Below are 16,047 nucleotides of genomic sequence, written 5' to 3'. Positions count from 1 at the left end.
TCGGGCTTCTGGAATGGTTTCGCCGGGGATAGCGTTCAGCTCGGCTGCCGGCGAACCGAGCGCGGGATCGCAGCATGCACGTAACTGTACGATGAACCGCGTCATGACGGCGCGGGCGCGTCCGGACTATACCGGCGGGGCATGGTCGGCGAGCGTGACGGCGCGGAAGACGTTGGCGGCGAGACGCTGCTGAGCGTCCTCCTGCTGGCGGGCCTGCTTCCAGAAGGCGGGAGCGAGCTCGAGGACGCGGGTCTTGGGCCAGGACGGCAGGACGCAGAGGAGGTCGCGCAGGTAGGCCCAGGGCTCGATGCCGTGGAGCTGGCAGCTGGCCAGGAGGGACACGAAGAGCGTGTTGGTGCGGGCGCCCTCGTCGCTGCCGAGGAACAGCCAGTTCCTCCTGCCGAGGACCTCGCGGCGGAGGTTCCGCTCGCTCACGTTGTTGTCGAGCGGCAGGCGACCGTCGTCGAGGAAGCGCGTGAGCGCGGCGCGCTGGTTCTGCGCGTAGCGGATCGCCCTAGCGATCGGCGTCTCGTCGAGGACTTCGGCCACCTGCTCGTCGCACCACGCGAAGAAGGCATCGACGATCGGCCGCGACTTCTCGCGGCGGGCCAGTTCGCGCTTCTTCCGCGGCGCGGTCTTGATGGAACGCTCGACGCGGAAAAGCCCCTTGATCAGCGCCAGGCCGCGGTCGGCCCGCTCGGGGTCCGAGCTCAGCGCCTTGAAGAAGTACCTCCGCGCATGGGCCCAGCACGCGACTTCAACGACGTCGCCTGTGCTGTACAAATGATCGTAGACGGAGTGAGCATCGGCGACGAGGTAGCCCTTGTAGCCGGCGAGGAAGCGGTCGACCGCGGCGCTGTCGTGCTTGTGCGAGAATCGGTAGAGGACGTGGCGCTCGGGCGCGACGAGGACCCAGAAGTGGGCGCGCTGGCACTGCTCCTCCGCGCGCACGAGGACGCCGGTCGCGTCGGTGCACAGGTACGGCGCCTCGAGAGCATCGCGCAGCATCGCCTCCACGACCGGCTCGACGAGGTCGGCGAGTTGCTCGTGCCAGCCGCAGATCGTCGAGCGCGACAGCTCGAGGCCGTCGCGGGCGTAGATGCTCTGCTGGCGGTTCAGCGGCGTGTGGTCCTGCCATCTGCGGACGATCGTGTCGGCGAGCATCCCGGGCCCGGCGAGCCCGCGTTCGATCGGCCGCTCCGGCGACTCGGCGATCTTCACCGGCGACGGATCGGCGAGGTCTTCGGCGATGCGCACGAATTTCGGCCGCACGAGCCGGACCACGACCAGCGACTCCGGCCGGCGCTCGATGACCTCGCTGACCTCCTCGCCGATCCGCTTGAACGCAGCGAGGCCCTCCTGCTGCACTTCAGGCGGCAGCACCTCGATGTCGACCCGCGGCAGGTGCTCTGGCAGCTTCCGCCGACCCGAGGGCCGCCGCGGCGTACCCTCCCGCTCGGGCACGTCGGGATCGGTCTCTTCGGACAGGTCGGGCGTGGGCGCCTGCTCGTCGGGGCTGAGCAGCATGCCCAAGACCTGCAGTGCGAGTTGTGAGTCGTCCGCGGCGTGCCGCTCGGTTTGCCTGCTGGCGACGATCCCCCGCTCGAGCGTCGCACACCGCTCGAGCGTCTGCAGGTAGAGCTTGCGGTACTGCTCACGCTCTGCGGCGAGCCGCTCGCGCTCCGCCGCCAACTGCTCGCGCTCCGCGCTGAGGCTGTCGACCACCGCCTCGAGCTTGCTCGCTCGCGCTTCGAGCTGGCGGTAGGCGGCCTCGTTCATGGCCTTTCTCTGATACTCCCCGCAGCACAGGAGTCAAGAGCGATCTCGCGCCTGCCGCGGTCGTGGTGCCGAGGCGACGCCGCGCAGTAGCTCGTGGAGGCCGCGCCCGTCGACGACCACCGACCTGTCCGAAGAGTCATTCGCTGATGGCAACCGGAACAGCGCCTGATGCAGCCGCTTGCACAGCAGGCAGTAGCCGTTCTTGTCCCACCACAGCACCTTGAGGCGGTTCGAGCGCCGGTTCGTGAACACGAACAGCGCGCCGCTCCGCGGGTCCTCGCCGATCACCTGCTTCGCCGCCGCGGCGAGTCCATCGAAGCTGCGCCGCATGTCGAGCGGCTGCGTGCAGACGAAGATCCGCACCGACGTCGGGATCATCGTCGCGCCTCCAGCACGTCGAGCACGCGCGCAAGCGCCTCGGTCTCCACCCGGCCGCGCACCCGGATCCGCGCGCTGCCGATGTCGAGCTCGATCACGCCGACGTCGGCTGCAGCCGGCGCTGTCAGCTGCTCCGTCACCTCGACGAAGCTCGCCGGCGCTGGCCCCATCGCGCCAGCGCTCGCCAGCTTCGACTTCCACCACGTCAGCGTCCGCTGGTTGATGCCGGCCTTCGCCGCGTAGGCCCTGCACGACAGGCCGCTCGACTTCCACGCGGCCACGTGGGCCCGCCAGCGCTCCTGCGTCGTCATAGGCCCCACTTCCTTCGCCAGAGCTCCACCCGCTCGCGGATCGTCCTCGGCCTGAAGTCGAGCCGTACGGTATCGCCGGACTCCGTCACCGAGTTCTGCGCGACCCTCGCAGACGACCCCCCAACCCCGGTTCCCGCGTTTTCTGGCTCGGAACGGTCGTCTGCGAGGGTTTCGCTTTGCCGCCATGAGCCGCCGCAAGCCGACACCCGGGCTGGAAACGGGTGTCGGTGGAAACACAGCGGAAACGCCGCCCCCTGTCCTGGGTCAGGAAAGACGGCGGCGATTCCGCATAACGGCAGAGACCACGTATCAATAGTCTCCGATCGGGCCCGGCCAGTGAGCCGCGCGCATGCGCCCTCGACCTCGGCGGCGCGCAGCCGCTCCTCGCGTTGGGTGTCGAGACCCGGCCGAACCATTACCGCGTTGATGCGCGCGTGGGCGAACGACCGCTCGAGTTCCAGCGCCTGTTCGCTGAGGTCCGCGGGCGGCTCCTCGGCGAGCCGGCACCAACGCTGCGACTCGGCCGCTACCTCGTGGGCGAGCGGATCGGAGCCGGCGGGATGGGCGTGGTCTACGCCGGCCTCGACCCGGAGCTCGGGCGCAAGGTGGCAATCAAGTTGGTCCGGCCCGACCGCGTTGGGGTCGGCAGCGCAGGCCGCGAGCGCCTACTGCGCGAGGCGCAGGCGATGGCGCAGATCTCCAGCCCGCACGCGGTCACGGTCTATGAGGCAGGAACCTACGGCGAGCAGGTGTTCATTGTCATGGAGCTCGTGGCCGGGACCACGCTGACGCAATGGCTCGGCGAGGGGCCCCGCCGCTGGCGCGAGGTGATCGAAGTGTTCATCCAGGCCGGCCGCGGGCTCAGGGCCGCCCACCAGGCCGGGCTCATCCACCGCGACTTCAAGCCCGACAACGTGCTCGTCGGCGAGGACGGCCGGGCCCGCGTGGCCGACTTCGGCCTGGCCCACGCGGCCGCCGAGGCGGTGGCGTCCTCGATGGCCCGCGGGACATTGCTGCCAGGACATGTCCTCGGAGGCAGCTCGACCGCGACCGGGGCGTTGGTCGGCTCGCTGCCCTACATGTCGCCCGAGCAGCACCGCGGGGCCGCGGTGGACGCCCGCAGCGACCAGTTCAGCTTCTGCGTGGCGCTGTGGGAGGCGCTGCACGGCCAGCGGCCGTTCGTCGGCGCGACCGCGGAGGAGCTGTGCAGCCGCACCCTGGCCGGGGCGATCACGCCGCCGCCGGAGGGGGCGCGGATGCCGGCGCCGCTGCGGCGGATCCTCCTGCGCGGGCTGCAGGTCGACCCGGCCCGCCGCTGGCCCGACATGGCGGCGCTGCTGGCCGCGCTCGAGCGGGCCGGGCGGCGCCGGGGACGGGCGGCGCTGTGGGCCGGCGGGGCGGCGCTGCTGGTCGCGCTGATCGGACCCTGGCGCACGGAACATGTCCAGGAGGACCTGTGCAAAAGCGCAGGCTCGGAGGTCGAGGCGGTGTGGGGCGAGGCCCGGCGGTCGGGGGTGCGGCAGGCGTTCCTGGCCACGGGCCGGCCCGAGGCGGTCGAGGCCTGGTCGCAGGTGGCGGCCCGCCTCGACGCCTACGCCGGCGAGTGGGTGGAGGCGCGCGAGGCGGCCTGCCGGGCGGCCAACGACGCCGAAAGGACAGGTCCCAAAGAACAGGCGCACCTCGAGCTGGCCTGCCTCGACCGCAGCCTCGGCGAGCTGCGGGCGCTGGTGGTCGCGTTCACCGAGGACGCGGAGGGGGTGCTCGGCAACGCGGTCAAGGCGGCCGTCAAGCTGCGCCCGCTGTCGGCCTGCTCCGAGCGCCCGGAGCTGGCGCTGCAGGTGGCCCCGAGCGACCCGGCCGTCGCGGTGCAGGTGCAGGCGCTCGGCGGCCGCCTCGACGAGATCGCGGCGCTGCTCAAGGCCGGCGAGGTCCAGCGCGCGCTGCCCCGCGCCCGCGAGGCCGCGACCCAGGCGGAGCTGCTCGGCCACGACTTCACCACGGCCGAGGCGCTGGTGCTGCTCGGCTCGCTGCAGTCGCACGCCGGCGACTACGCGGCCGCGGAGGCGACGCTGTTCGCGGCGGCGCTGGCGGCCGAGCGCGGCAACAACCCCTCCGCGCTGGTGCGCGCGCGGACGGAGTTAATCGTGGCGATCGGCTACGGCCAGGGCCGCACCGAGGAGGCGCTCCGCTGGGGCGCGCTGGCCCTCAACGCGCTCGGCCCGAGCAGCGGCGATCCGATCGAGGTTCGACTGCGCACGGCGCTGGGGCTGGTGCAGGCGCGCCGCGGGGATCGACAGGCGGCCGTGACCGAGCTCGAGCGAGCCCTGGCGCTCGCCGAGTCGACGCTCGGCCCGGATCACCTCGGTGTGGCGACGGTCGTCGGACACCTGGCAGCGCTGCGCGCGGAAGCGGGGGAACTGGACGCGGCGCGCTCATTGCTGGCTCGCGCGCTCGAGATCCGCCGGCGCACCCTCGGAGCATCGCACCCGGACACGGCGCAGACGCAGGCCCGCCTCGAGGCGCTCGCGGCGGCGCCGTGAGTGGCCTGCTCGCCGGCGGGGTGCTCCGAGCGCGAGCAGCAGCAGCAGCGCGGCGTCGGCGGGTCCGTGACGCCCGCCCTGCGTGCAGGCGCAGCCGGTCTCGCTGCTGTCGGCCGAGCCGCCGTCGCTGGCGCCGCTCGTGCTCGCGGCGTCGGTGGTCGCGGGCGGGGTTGCGTCGGTCGTCGGTGGCTCGCCGTCGGTGCTCGCCGAACTTGCGCCGGTCGTCGGCGCGTCGCCGGTCGTCGGTGCGTCGCCGGTCGTCGCCGGTTCGCCGCCCGTGGTGTCGTCGGGGGGCGGGTCCGGGGGCGCGGGCGCGTGCACGAGGGCGAGGTAGGCCCGGGTCGCGCCGCCGTTGCCGGCGTCCCAGGCGATGAGGTCGTGCGAGCCGCTGGCGTCGATGTCGGCGAGGAAGTAGCGGTTGTCCGCGGACTCGCTCGGACCGGCGTTGACCATCATCGGGTTCGCGTCGAAGCCGTCGGGTCCGCCGAGGTACAGCTGCGGGTGGCCCTGGCGGAAGCTGTGGCGCCAGAACAGCTTGTCGGCGTGGCCGTCGGCGTCGACGTCGGCGTGGAAGAAGCGCGAGCTGGCGACGCCGCTGGTCCCGCCGGTGTGCTCGACGAGGAAGGTGAAGCTGCCGTCGCCGACGCCGGCGTGGACCCGCGTGCGTCCCTCGAGCGCCTCGGGGTCCCAGACGATCTTGTCGGCGAGGCCGTCGCCGTTCACGTCCGCGAGGTCCATCCGCGCGTCGTCGTTGGTGCTGGCGCCGTCGTCGTCGTTGACCTGCTCCGGGTGGAAGCCGCCGTCGCAACGCGACAGCGCGACGCGCGTCCGCCCGCCGGATGCGGCCGGGTCCCAGGCCATGCGGTCGGCGCAGGCGTCGGCGTCGAGGCGCGCGAAGTACAGGCGCGCGCCGGCGCCGTCGACGACGTCGCCGCTGGCCTCGGAGGCGCCGAAGCTGCCGTCGCACAGGGCGTGACCGATCCGGAGGGCGAAGTCCGGGCCGCGGCCGATGCGATCGGCGCAGCCGTCACCGTCGACGTCGGCGAACCACAGGCCGCCGTCGACGACGTCGCCGACGACGGGCTCGCCGAACTGGCCGGCTCCGTCGCTGGCATAGACGCGCAGGAGGGCGTCGCCGTCGGGGTCCCAGACCAGCTTGTCGGCCGCGCCGTCGCCGGTGACGTCGGCGAACGCGAGCGAGGCCCCGGGTGCGTCGCCGCGATCGTCGATCAGCGGGTCGGGGCTGAACGGCGCGGTCCGGATCGTCGCCAGCACCGCGAAGTGATCCGAGGGAGTGATGCCGTCGACCTCGCGCCGGTCGATGCTCTGATGATAGGTGGTGGCGTCGTCGATCCGGGTGAAGATGTAGTCGAGGCGCGAGTCGTTGTCGCTCGGGCCCTTCCACGCGCTGTTGAAGGTGGCGGTGTCGGCGGAGGTGTTGCCGGTGTGGCGGGCCGAGCGGGCCAGTCGATAACCGGGCTGCGGGGCCTCGAGCAGCTCGACGATGTCGTCCTGGCTCGAGGCGCCGTCCGCTTGCGGATCGGAGTTGAGGTCGCCGATCAGGACCACGCCGAGCCCCTCCGACTGCGCGGCGATCAGCGCGTGCAGGGCGTCCGCGGCGAGGTTGCGGGCCTCGTGGCAGGCGCTGCCGTGCGCGACGTGAGCGTTGACGATCAGATAGCCGCGCCCGGACACGAGGTCGCGCAGCTTGACCCACGCCGCGGTCCGACCGCTGGCGTTGGGGAAGCAGGCGTGATCCTCGGGGTAAGGGTTGGGGATGCCGATGTTGCCCTGGCCGTCCTCGGGCGGGCTTACCAGGCGCTCGAAGCGAGCGCGGCGGAAGAAGATCGTCTTCGGGCTGCCATTGGTCGGCTGGAACCGATCGTAAGTGGCGTCAAAGGCGGCGACGAGGTCGTTCTGGATGACCTCGCTGCTCGACTCCTGCACGCCGAAGATGTCGGGGTCGTTGTCCGCGATCACCTCGATCACGCCGGGGCTGCGGTTCTCCCAGGTGTACGCGCCGGTGTCGGCGGGGTTGACCTGCCGGACGTTGTACGTCATCACCCGAAACGGCTCGTGCAGCGGCTCGCCGGCCGACGCCGTCGACGGCGCGCCCGCGAGGAGCAGGGCGAGGCAGGGGCTCACGGAACGTCGAGTTCTCGGCATCTCCGGACCTTAGGCCGAGGAGCCGGCGGAAGGAATCGCTCACGAAGGAGAGGCCCGCAGACGACGACTCGAGCGGCCGCGCGGGTCCTCTCGGCCCCATGCGTGCTTCGCAGCAGCGCGAGCCCGAACTGCAAGTCGCACGTGTCCCGCGCGACTCGCGGTTCGCGTGGACGGATCCCCGAGACGCGTGGTTCCGACGTCTCGCGCGCCGCGCGATCGATCGATGCCTCGCGCCTCCCCATCGCCGGCGCCGGCGCCCTATGCTTGGCGCCCCAGAGGTAGGCCATGCGCGTTCATCGATCTCTCATCCTCTCCGTCGCCCTCGCGGCGGCCTGCGGCGACGATACGGTCGTCGCCACCGACAGCGACGGCCAGTCCACCTCGACCGGCTCGACGACCGGTGTGGACGCCACCACGACCGGCGACGTCACGCCGACCGAGCCCGGCACCACGACGACCGGGATGACCGCCACCGGCACCACGACGACCGGGACCACCACGACGGGGACCACCGACCCGACGACAGGAGAGGTGTCGGCGACCGAGACCACGGGCGAGTCGACGACGAGCACGACGAGCACGACGGGCACGACGACGAGCGAGACGACGGGCACGACGGGCGAGACGACGACCACGACCAGCACGACTGGCGACACGACGACCACGACGGGCGAGACGACGACCACGACGACGACGACCACGACGGGCACCGACACGGGCGAGAGCTCGTCGACCGGCGACGACACGGGGGAACCAGTCGAGGAGGGCTTCGGCTACGCAGGGATGTCGGGCAACAACTCGCTGGTGATCTTCGATCCGCAGACGCAGCAGGTCGTCGGCGCGCCGGTCGACCTGCTGCCGCACGCCAGTTACCCGTACGACGCGACGATCAAGCCCGACGGCGCGGAGGTGTGGGTCGTCGGTGCGGTCGGCGACGGCGTCAAGGTGATCGACGCCGCGAGCGGTCAGCTGGCGCAGGAGATCGGTCTGGCCGGCGTGGGCGAGTACGCGGTCGACGTGCTGTTCAACGCCGACGGCTCGCGCGCCTACGTCAGCGCGCGCGACAGCGCAGCGCTGGTGCTGATCGACACCGCGAGCTACTCGGTGATCGAGGCGATCGCGGTGCCGCCCGGGATGGAGGGCGGCAAGACAGCGCTCGACCCGTGCACCGGGATCGTGCACCTGGTCGACTGGTACGAGAGCAACCTGATCCGCTTCGATCCGGTCACCGAGGCGATGACCAGCAAGCCGCTCGGCGATTCGCTGTGGGACCTGCGGGTCGATCCCTCCGGCTCGACCCTGTACGTGACGGACCGCGGGCTCGACGTCGTCCACGTGCTCGACGCTGCGACCCTCGAGGTGCAGGCCAGCGTGTCGGTCGGCAACGACCCATGGGGCATCGAGATCACGTCGGACGGCGCGCTGGTGGTGGTCGCCTGCGAGGACGACTCGACGGTGCACTTCATCGACACCGGCTCGCTGACCACCACCAGCCTGGCGCTGCCGGCCGGCGCCGACCCGCGCGACGTCGACATCAGCCTCGACGACGCGCGCGCCTACGTGCCGACCGGCGACATCCCGGGCAACGACGGGTCTACGAGATCGACCTCGCCACCCGGACGCTGACGGGGCTCATCGACTTCGGGATCAGCGCCAACACCAACGTGATCGCAGTCAAGCCGCAGCCGGTCGCGTGCGAGCCCTGAGGGCGGTAGCGCCGTCAGGACGACGAATCGCCGAGGCGGCTCGAGCGCGAGCGTTCTTTGCCACGGCGGGTGAGCCGGCGACGGCGCGTCGTCGCCGGCATGGCCGGGACGTGGTCACATGATTCGTGAACGAGATCGCTAGGACCCCGGCGCGAGCGAGCGCCAGAACGACTCGGTACCCGTGAACCGCACCGAGGAAACGAATCGCCGTGGTGGCCCGAGCACGAGCGTTCCTACCATGGCCGAGATCGTCGATCCCGCGACGACTCGTCCGATCGGTGAGCCGAATCAGTCGCGCTCGAAGGCCTCGTCGAGCTGCATCTTGACGTCGCGGATCGCCTGGCGACGCGCCTCCGGCTCGGTGCCCGCGTGCGCCTCGCCGCTGCCCGAGGGGGTGAACGCCAGGCCCCTGAGCAGATGGACTTGCTGGGCGGGCGCGTCGAAGCCGTGCACCGCGTTCGCATACTCGACCAGCTCGATCCGCTTGGGGAAACGCTGCGCCAGCCGGCGGCACGGCTCGGCCGGAGTCCAGTCGTCGGCGGAACCGATCAGGATGGTCAGCGGGATCCTCGGCCGCCAGCTCGGATCGTCGAGGAAGCGCCGACACCCGGGGTAGAACGCGACCGCGAGCCGGACGTCGGCGTCCCGTGAGCGCCGCCTGCCGGCGAAGGTCATGACAGTGGTGGCACCGTGCGACCAGCCGAGCAGCGCCATGCGCTCGGGGTCGACGAACGAGCGGCGCGAGAGCCAGGCGATCGCGCCCTGGATGTCGCGGACGCGGTGGTCGAGCGTCACCGGGCGCGGGCGGATCTTGCACACGCTCTCGACGCCGCGCGGACCGAAGCTGTCGGGGAAGAACACGACATAGCCCTGGCGGACGAGCCGGTCGGCCCAGTCATCGTGGCGCGACGACAGGTGCCCGGGCGCGCGGGGAGCGAACAGCCCGCCGCAGCCGTGCAGGGCGATGACGGCGGGGAACGGCCCGCGACCGGCGGGCTTGTAGAGATACCCCGCGAGCGGGGTGCGCTGCCGATCGGCCGAGGGAAACTCGACGACCTCCGGCTGTTCGGCCGTCGCGATCGCCGGCGCCCAATACGCCGACCCGATCGCCAGACCGACCGCGACCCGGAGCGAGCGGCGGAGCGCGAGTCCTGCGATTCGTCGGAGCATGCAATTCAGAGGTAGCACCACGCTCGGCTCGAGCGCGCCGTGCGCGAAAATGCTCGGACTCATCCCCGCTCGGCGCCGATGCCGGCGGCGGTCCTGGACGCTCCAGGGGGCCTCGGAGACGATCTTCGCGGTTCGCTCCCTGGCCGGTCGTCGCGTAGCGAGCTCGCCGGCTGGCTCGCGCGCGCGTGCGGCGGCCGCGGTGGAAGGGGGTCGACCACGCGCGACGACCGATCGAACGACCAGAAGTCCTGCGTCCGCTCGCGCGCCCGCGCGGGTGCGGAGACGAGCCGGGTGATTCGCGGCACTGACGATCCGGAGCTTCGGGTCAATGCCGAGACCCTTGTGAGTGATCCGGCCGGGTCGACGACAATGTACATAGCTTCGACACCGAGGGACGCGTCATGATGAACGGACCCGACGCGGCGAGCTCGACCGAGAATGGTGGTAGACGGCGCCGCTGGTGGACGAGGCGGCGGCCGTGGCCGCTGCGACATTTGTGCCGCGGTATGGCCGAAACGTCGCGGTGGGCACGAGCTCCGGGTGCGATCGTCGGCGCGCACCTCCGCGCAAATGCAGGGGCTGACAGGGCCCTGCTGAGGCATCGATCACGTCGATGGATGTTTGCACCCCCCGGTGGCCAGATGCTATCGTCATTTTGCTTCCGCTCGCTGCTTAACCACTAACCTGAGCCTACATCATGACCAAGCACATCCTTTCCCCCATGGCGCTGTCGTTGGCGGTGCTGTTCGCCTGCAACCCCGACAAGGCCCCGATCGACAGCACGACCGACGCGCCCGACACCGAGACCGACACCGACTCGACGGCGACCGATCCGCCCGGCGATCCGACCGAGAATGTCCCCGACCCGACGGCCACGACGACCGAGGGCGACACGACGACCGAGGGCGACACGACGACCGAGGGCGACACCACCGGCCCGGTCGGCGAGGACGGCCCGGCGTGCATCGACACTCCGTCGGTGCTCGCGGTCGACGCCGAGACGCCCCTGGGGATCACGGCCGAGGCGTTCCTGGCGGACAAGCTGGGCCCGCGCGAGACCCTCCTGACCTTCAGCGAGGAGCCGCTGTCGCTGTCCGATATGTGGCGCGGGGTCACGCTGCCGCTCACCGTCGAGCTGCGCTACGAGGGCGGCGAGGTGCGCTGGATCGACTCGGAGTTCAACCCCGACCACGAGAGCGACGGCTTCGGCGGCGAATGTGTCGACCGCCTCGAGATCGACGTCGGCTTCGACTTCGTCACCGACGGCCTCGAGTTCGACGAGCACCGCGACGCCGTGCTGCAGCTGTTCGACGCCGATTCGGCCCAGCTGCGCGTCAAACTGCTGCCGCCCGGCCTGAACGGCTCGTTCGACCCGGCGACGCTGTACAAGGACGAGGAGCCGAAGTGGACCGTGACCGGCATCGAGGTCGGCGCGCGCCTCGAGGGCGTCGGCTTCGGCGGCGAGCTGCTCAACGAGGTCCTGGTCGGCGAGGAGGAGGATGGCCTCGCCGGCTTCGGCGGCGTCGCCTTCTGGGGCGACCCGATCGACCCGTGAGCCCAGGCCGCAGATCGAGGCGACCGCCGGCGCGAGTCATGATTCGCGCCGGAGGTCGATCGACTCCGCCGGCGCGGTGTCGACCCGCATCGACTCGCGCAGCAGCTCGAGGGCGCGGCGATTGTCGGCCTGGTCGGCCGAGGCGATGCAATCGGCGGGTGCCCGCAATTCGTACCCTCGCATGTAGGCGTCCATCGCGGTGAACAGGACGCAGAGGTCGCCGGCGATCCCGGTGAGGATCAGGCAACGCGCCTGCAAGTGGTGCAGCAGCACCTCGAGCGAGGTGCCGAGGAAGCCGGAGTGGCGCGGCTTCAAGACGAAGTAGTCGCGCTCGGCCGGCGCCAGCCGCTCGGCGATCGCGGCCCCCGCGGTGTGGGTGCGGACGTGCTCGAGGACGCGGCGGAAGTCGGAGCGCCAGCGGCCGAAGTTGTCGTTGACGTAGATCACCGGCACGCCGGCCGCCCGCGCGCGAGCGGCCAGGGCGGCGATCCGCTCCGCCGCCGCCTCGGCCTGCCGGCGCAGCCGTTCGCCCTCGGGGAAGTCGAAGCCGTTGATCATGTCGATGATCAGCAGGGCGAAATGACATCCCTGCTCGTCGTCGTCGGACAAGTTGGGCGCGTCGGCCATCGCCGCTGTAATTGGCGCATCTCGTCGGGCGGGCAACGCGGCGCCGCCGGGCGGCGGCCAGGTCCCCGGCAGGCCCGGCAACGAGGCCGCGCCGCGCCCGCCGCAGCCCGCCGCAGGCCGTTGCGAGCGCCGTCGCGGCGATTGCGCGAAAGCGAGCCCGCTCGCGCTCGGACGAGTCCGGCCTCGCTTCGCACCGTCGCGGCAGTTCCGCGCGCGTATTGTGACGAGCGCGCCGCGTCCTCGCCGACTGCGGTGAATCGGGTTGTCACGCTCCCATCCTCGCGCACACCCAAGGTTCATGCTCCCACGCTCCAACCCTCGCGTCGTCATCGCCGGCGGCGGCCTCGCCGGTCTCGCCTGCGCCAAGCTGCTCGCCGACGCCGGCCTGCCGGTCACGGTGCTCGAGAGCCAGGCGAACCTCGGCGGGCGCGCGGGGACCTTCCTCGACCAGGACGGCGAGTGGGTCGAGCAGGGCCTCCACCTGTTCGCCGGGGCCTATGCACAATTCCGGGCGCTGCTCCGCGACATCGGCCGCCCGCCGCGCGAGGTCCTGTTCTGGACCGACGACCTGCGGTTCGAGGCGAAGTCCGGCCCGTCGGCGACGTTCGGGATCAACCCGGTGTACGCGCCGCTGCGCACGCTGCTCGGCGCGCTGGGCAACAACGATTACCTCGGGCCGCTGGCCAAGCTGTCGCTGCTCCCGCTGCTGGCCCCGGCCGCCCTGCCGGAGGCGCTGCTCCGGCGATTCGACCGCCTGACCGTGGTCGACTGGTGGCGCCGTACGAGCCGCTCGCGGCAGGCGCTGGAGCGGGTCCTGCGGCCGTTCTGCCGCGCGATCCAGTTCACCGATGCGGAGCAGTTCTCGGCCTACAACCTGCTCGGGTGGGCGCATCAGACGCTGATCCGCCCGCTGCGCGCGCGCCTCGGCGGCTACCGCGGCGCGCGCGACGAGACGATCTTCGCCCCGCTCGCGACCTACTTGCAGCAGCGAGGCGTCGAGATCCGCACCAAGGTGGCGCTCGACGAGATCGTGTACGACGAGAAGACCGGCAAGATCGCCGGCTTCAAGCTCGCCGGCGGTGAATTGCTGGAGGCCGACGTCTACGTGGTGGCCCTGCCGGCGTGGGTGTTCGCGCCGAAGATCCCGCAGCCGCTGCGCGGCCGGCCGTTCTTCGCCGACATCCTCGACCTGCCGACGGCGCCGGCGATCTCGGTGCAGCTGTGGTTCGATCGCGTGGTGACCCGACGCGACGGCTTCACGATGGTGGCCGGCAGCAATTGCCCGGTGTACCAGGACCACTCGCGGCGCACGTACCCGTTCGCGATGGGCAGCCGGCTGTCGGTGATCGTCAGCCCGGCGGACGCGCTGATGGCGTGGGACGAGGCGGCCATCGTCGAGCACGTGCTCGCCGACCTCGGCGCGGCGCACCCGCAGATCGCCGGCGCGAAGGTGGTGAAGCGCGTGGTGCTCAAGCACGAACACCACCTGATCCGCCCGCTGCCCGGGGCGATGACGCGACGGCCCAAACAGGCCACGCCGGTCGAGAACCTGTTCCTCGCCGGCGACTGGACGCAGCAGGACTTCTTCGGCTCGCAAGAAGGCGCCGTCCGCGGCGGGAACGCCTGCGCGCGGGCGATCATCGAGGCGGTGAACCGCGGGGTATGGACATAGCGCGCCGTCGCCGGGTGCGAATGGAGAATGATCGGTGGCGGCTCCGGGAGCCGCGCCCGGATCGTCGAGTATGATGATTCGTGAGACTGCGTGACGGGCCCAGGTCACTGCGCGGGTCTCGTCGGTTTGGCCGGCCCGCTCGACACGCCGAGGTCGACCAGCAGTCGCGCATAGGGGCTGGCGACGGCGCGCTCGCGGACGTCGTGCCAGGCGCCGGCCAGGCCGGCCAGGCCGAGCGTCAGGGCGATCGCGCCGGCCAGCCACGCGGCGCCGACGGCCCGACCCGAGCGCAGGGCGGGCGGACCGGCCAGGCCGATTCGCGGCAGGGCGAGGGAGAGGCCGTTCAATGCGTGGTAGAGCCCGGCGATCGAGAACAATAAATAATAGGGGAAGAACCAGGCGAAGAACCACACCATAGTATAGGCGACTCCGTCGAAGCCGGGGAAGACGCCGTAGACCAGGGAGGGGCCGCGGGTGGCGACGACGTGGCCGAGGGTGAAGATCAGCAGGACGATCGCGGAGCGCCGCTGCCACTTCATGCGCGGCGCGGTCGAGGTCGCGCCGCCGCGTCGACGCCGTCGGACCATGCGCCACACGCTGACGACGACGTGCACGACGAGTGGGGCGAGGACGCAGGCGAGCTCGACCACGGGGGCCTGGTAGACGGCGCGCAGCTGGCCCTGGAGCTCGTCGTACACGAGCGGGCCGGCCGCGGCGAACATCTGGTTGACGAGGTGCGCCACGAGGAAGACGGCGAACAGGGCGCCGCTGGCGGCCTGAATGCGGATGAGCGCGCGCTCGCGCGCGGCGTCGCGGGATGGATCGGTCGCGGGACTCATGCAGGCCAGACGAGGCAGGCCCCGGCCGCGTGACGTGGAAAATTCGCGCGTGGACTGGGGTCGGGCGAGGGGGCAGCCCGCCGCATGTCGGGGCCGTCGTCCGCGGCTCGGGGAGGCGCCTGCAGCTCTTGCTGCGAAGGGCGCGTCGCAAGTCCACGGGTGCCGGCGGGTCGCGTGGATTGCCGCTCGCGGGGCAGCGAGGAGCCACGTGGCTCGTCGTGCGCGCTGCGAAGACTCGCGGGACTCGTCACGCGTACGGCAGAGGGTCGTGCGACCTTCGTTGCTCGCGTCGCAATGCGGCGCTCCGGCTGCTCGCCCGGCGCGGCGTGGGTGCCCGCTGCACAGCGGAGGCCCGGCTGCCTGCTGCGTCGAAGCCGGGCGTACCGGCGGCGACACGCGGCGGCTGTGGGCCGCTCGACCGCGCGGGCGCGACGTGGTCGCCGCGCCGAAGAGGTCGCGGATCGGGGCGTAGCGAGCGGGCGTCACCGCGGATTGGCGTCGCGCAGAATCGCGCGTGTCGCCATAGTTCGTGTTTGCAGGACTCGACCGATCTCGCGGGCGACAGGCGACCGCGATCGGACCGCCGCGCACGGCGATGAATCTTCGCGAAAGTGGCTCTTGCGGCCGCGGAGACGCCGCTGACGGCCGCTCGTGGCGTCGACCTCGCGGCCGCGACGCCCGCTCAACTGGCCGTGGAAGCGGCGCCGGAGGGGTCGTGAGTTGCCGCCGCGGCTCCGCTTGATCCGCGCGAGAACACTCCGTTGCGATATACACATCGTCACACGGAGTACGGACCTTGCCACAGATGATTTTGGAAGACTTCAACCTCGAGAACGCCGAACGCCGCCTCTGCAACGAGGCGCTCACCACCGCCGGCAACATCGTCGGCGCGGCGTCCCTCCTCGGCATCACCCGGCACGCGCTCAAGCGGCGGATCATCAAGCTCGGCCTCGAGTGGCCGCGTCGTGGCGGGCAGTCCGCCGCGGTGTCGGCGTCGGCGTCGGCGCACACCAGCTGAGCCACCGCCGCGTCCAGGGTCAGCGCCCTGGCAGCGCGGACCGGCCCCGCGGCGCTCCTCGACGGGCGCCGCATGACGGCGGCACCAGGCCTCGCCTGCTGCGCCGACCCTCGCCCCTCGAGCGGCTCCGGTGTCGACCCAGAGTTCTGCTCCGAAGTACATGGCTTGAAGTTCAGCTGGTCGCCGTGCGCGCGAGCGCGCTCCGCAGCTCCGAGGATGTTCGGAGCGGCGGAGCGGCTCGCGCCGACCTGCTCGCGTACGGGCTCCCGGCCCGGGCGGGCTGTGG

General features: G+C 71.7%; 12 protein-coding genes. 5 read left to right on the top strand and 7 right to left on the bottom strand.

Annotation, left to right across the window (positions count from 1 at the left end; all coding sequences use genetic code 11):
- Window positions 1-126: 126 nt before the first annotated feature.
- Genes tnpC through tnpA form a run of 3 tightly spaced genes read right to left on the bottom strand, consistent with a single transcriptional unit; the run spans window position 127 to window position 2,468 of the window.
- Window positions 127-1,779, bottom strand: a complete 1,653-nt coding sequence (tnpC, locus tag O0S08_RS32670) for an IS66 family transposase (protein ID WP_269033299.1) — start codon at window positions 1,777-1,779, stop codon at window positions 127-129.
- Between the two features lie 33 nt (window positions 1,780-1,812).
- A complete protein-coding gene (gene tnpB / locus O0S08_RS32665) occupies window positions 1,813-2,157 on the bottom strand; it encodes an IS66 family insertion sequence element accessory protein TnpB (protein ID WP_269033298.1) in 345 nt (114 codons plus the stop codon).
- The gene (gene tnpA / locus O0S08_RS32660; protein ID WP_269033297.1) at window positions 2,154-2,468 is read right to left on the bottom strand and encodes an IS66 family insertion sequence element accessory protein TnpA; all 315 of its coding nucleotides are present in this window, start codon (window positions 2,466-2,468) and stop codon (window positions 2,154-2,156) included. Before tnpA ends, tnpB begins: the two co-directional genes overlap by 4 nt.
- Before the next feature lie 434 nt (window positions 2,469-2,902).
- Here tnpA and O0S08_RS32655 point away from each other — a divergent pair, with 434 nt between their 5' ends.
- Window positions 2,903-5,008: a serine/threonine-protein kinase gene (locus tag O0S08_RS32655; RefSeq protein WP_269033295.1), complete on the top strand. Its 2,106-nt coding sequence runs from the start codon at window positions 2,903-2,905 to the stop codon at window positions 5,006-5,008.
- Here O0S08_RS32655 and O0S08_RS32650 read toward each other — a convergent pair.
- Window positions 4,901-7,153, bottom strand: coding sequence for an endonuclease/exonuclease/phosphatase family protein (locus O0S08_RS32650; protein ID WP_269033294.1), 2,253 nt, complete (start codon window positions 7,151-7,153; stop codon window positions 4,901-4,903). The two genes, O0S08_RS32655 and O0S08_RS32650, sit on opposite strands and share 108 nt — an antisense overlap.
- Window positions 7,154-7,459: 306 nt before the next feature.
- Here O0S08_RS32650 and O0S08_RS32645 point away from each other — a divergent pair, with 306 nt between their 5' ends.
- Complete coding sequence (locus O0S08_RS32645; RefSeq protein WP_269033293.1) at window positions 7,460-8,800, top strand: YncE family protein; 1,341 nt, start codon at window positions 7,460-7,462, stop codon at window positions 8,798-8,800.
- Window positions 8,801-9,168: 368 nt separating this feature from the next.
- On the opposite strand, the gene O0S08_RS32640 is transcribed toward O0S08_RS32645, so the two are convergent.
- On the bottom strand, window positions 9,169-10,050 hold the full coding sequence (locus tag O0S08_RS32640; protein ID WP_269033291.1) for a dienelactone hydrolase family protein: 882 nt from the start codon (window positions 10,048-10,050) through the stop codon (window positions 9,169-9,171).
- Between the two features lie 721 nt (window positions 10,051-10,771).
- Between O0S08_RS32640 and O0S08_RS32635 the strand changes: the two genes are divergently transcribed.
- The gene (locus tag O0S08_RS32635) at window positions 10,772-11,605 is read left to right on the top strand and encodes a hypothetical protein (protein ID WP_269033290.1); all 834 of its coding nucleotides are present in this window, start codon (window positions 10,772-10,774) and stop codon (window positions 11,603-11,605) included.
- Window positions 11,606-11,641: 36 nt separating this feature from the next.
- Here the strand turns inward: O0S08_RS32635 and O0S08_RS32630 are convergent, their stop codons facing one another.
- Window positions 11,642-12,232, bottom strand: a complete 591-nt coding sequence (locus tag O0S08_RS32630) for a cysteine hydrolase family protein (RefSeq protein ID WP_269033289.1) — start codon at window positions 12,230-12,232, stop codon at window positions 11,642-11,644.
- Between the two features lie 298 nt (window positions 12,233-12,530).
- On the opposite strand from O0S08_RS32630, the gene O0S08_RS32625 reads away from it, so the two are divergent.
- Entirely contained in the window at window positions 12,531-13,904 is a 1,374-nt protein-coding gene (locus tag O0S08_RS32625; RefSeq protein WP_269033287.1) for a hydroxysqualene dehydroxylase, read from the top strand.
- A gap of 104 nt (window positions 13,905-14,008) precedes the next feature.
- On the opposite strand, the gene O0S08_RS32620 is transcribed toward O0S08_RS32625, so the two are convergent.
- Window positions 14,009-14,743 (bottom strand): succinate dehydrogenase/fumarate reductase transmembrane subunit, encoded by a 735-nt coding sequence (locus tag O0S08_RS32620; protein WP_269033286.1) that lies wholly within the window; start codon window positions 14,741-14,743, stop codon window positions 14,009-14,011.
- Window positions 14,744-15,548: 805 nt separating this feature from the next.
- On the opposite strand from O0S08_RS32620, the gene O0S08_RS32615 reads away from it, so the two are divergent.
- A complete protein-coding gene (locus tag O0S08_RS32615; RefSeq protein WP_096331653.1) occupies window positions 15,549-15,761 on the top strand; it encodes a helix-turn-helix domain-containing protein in 213 nt (70 codons plus the stop codon).
- Window positions 15,762-16,047 lie beyond the last annotated feature (286 nt).

This window comes from Nannocystis punicea, assembly GCF_026965555.1.
Taxonomy (GTDB): domain Bacteria; phylum Myxococcota_A; class Polyangia; order Nannocystales; family Nannocystaceae; genus Nannocystis; species Nannocystis punicea.
Note: the sequence above shows the minus strand (reverse complement) of the source record. Positions and strands in the feature narration are given on the sequence as shown.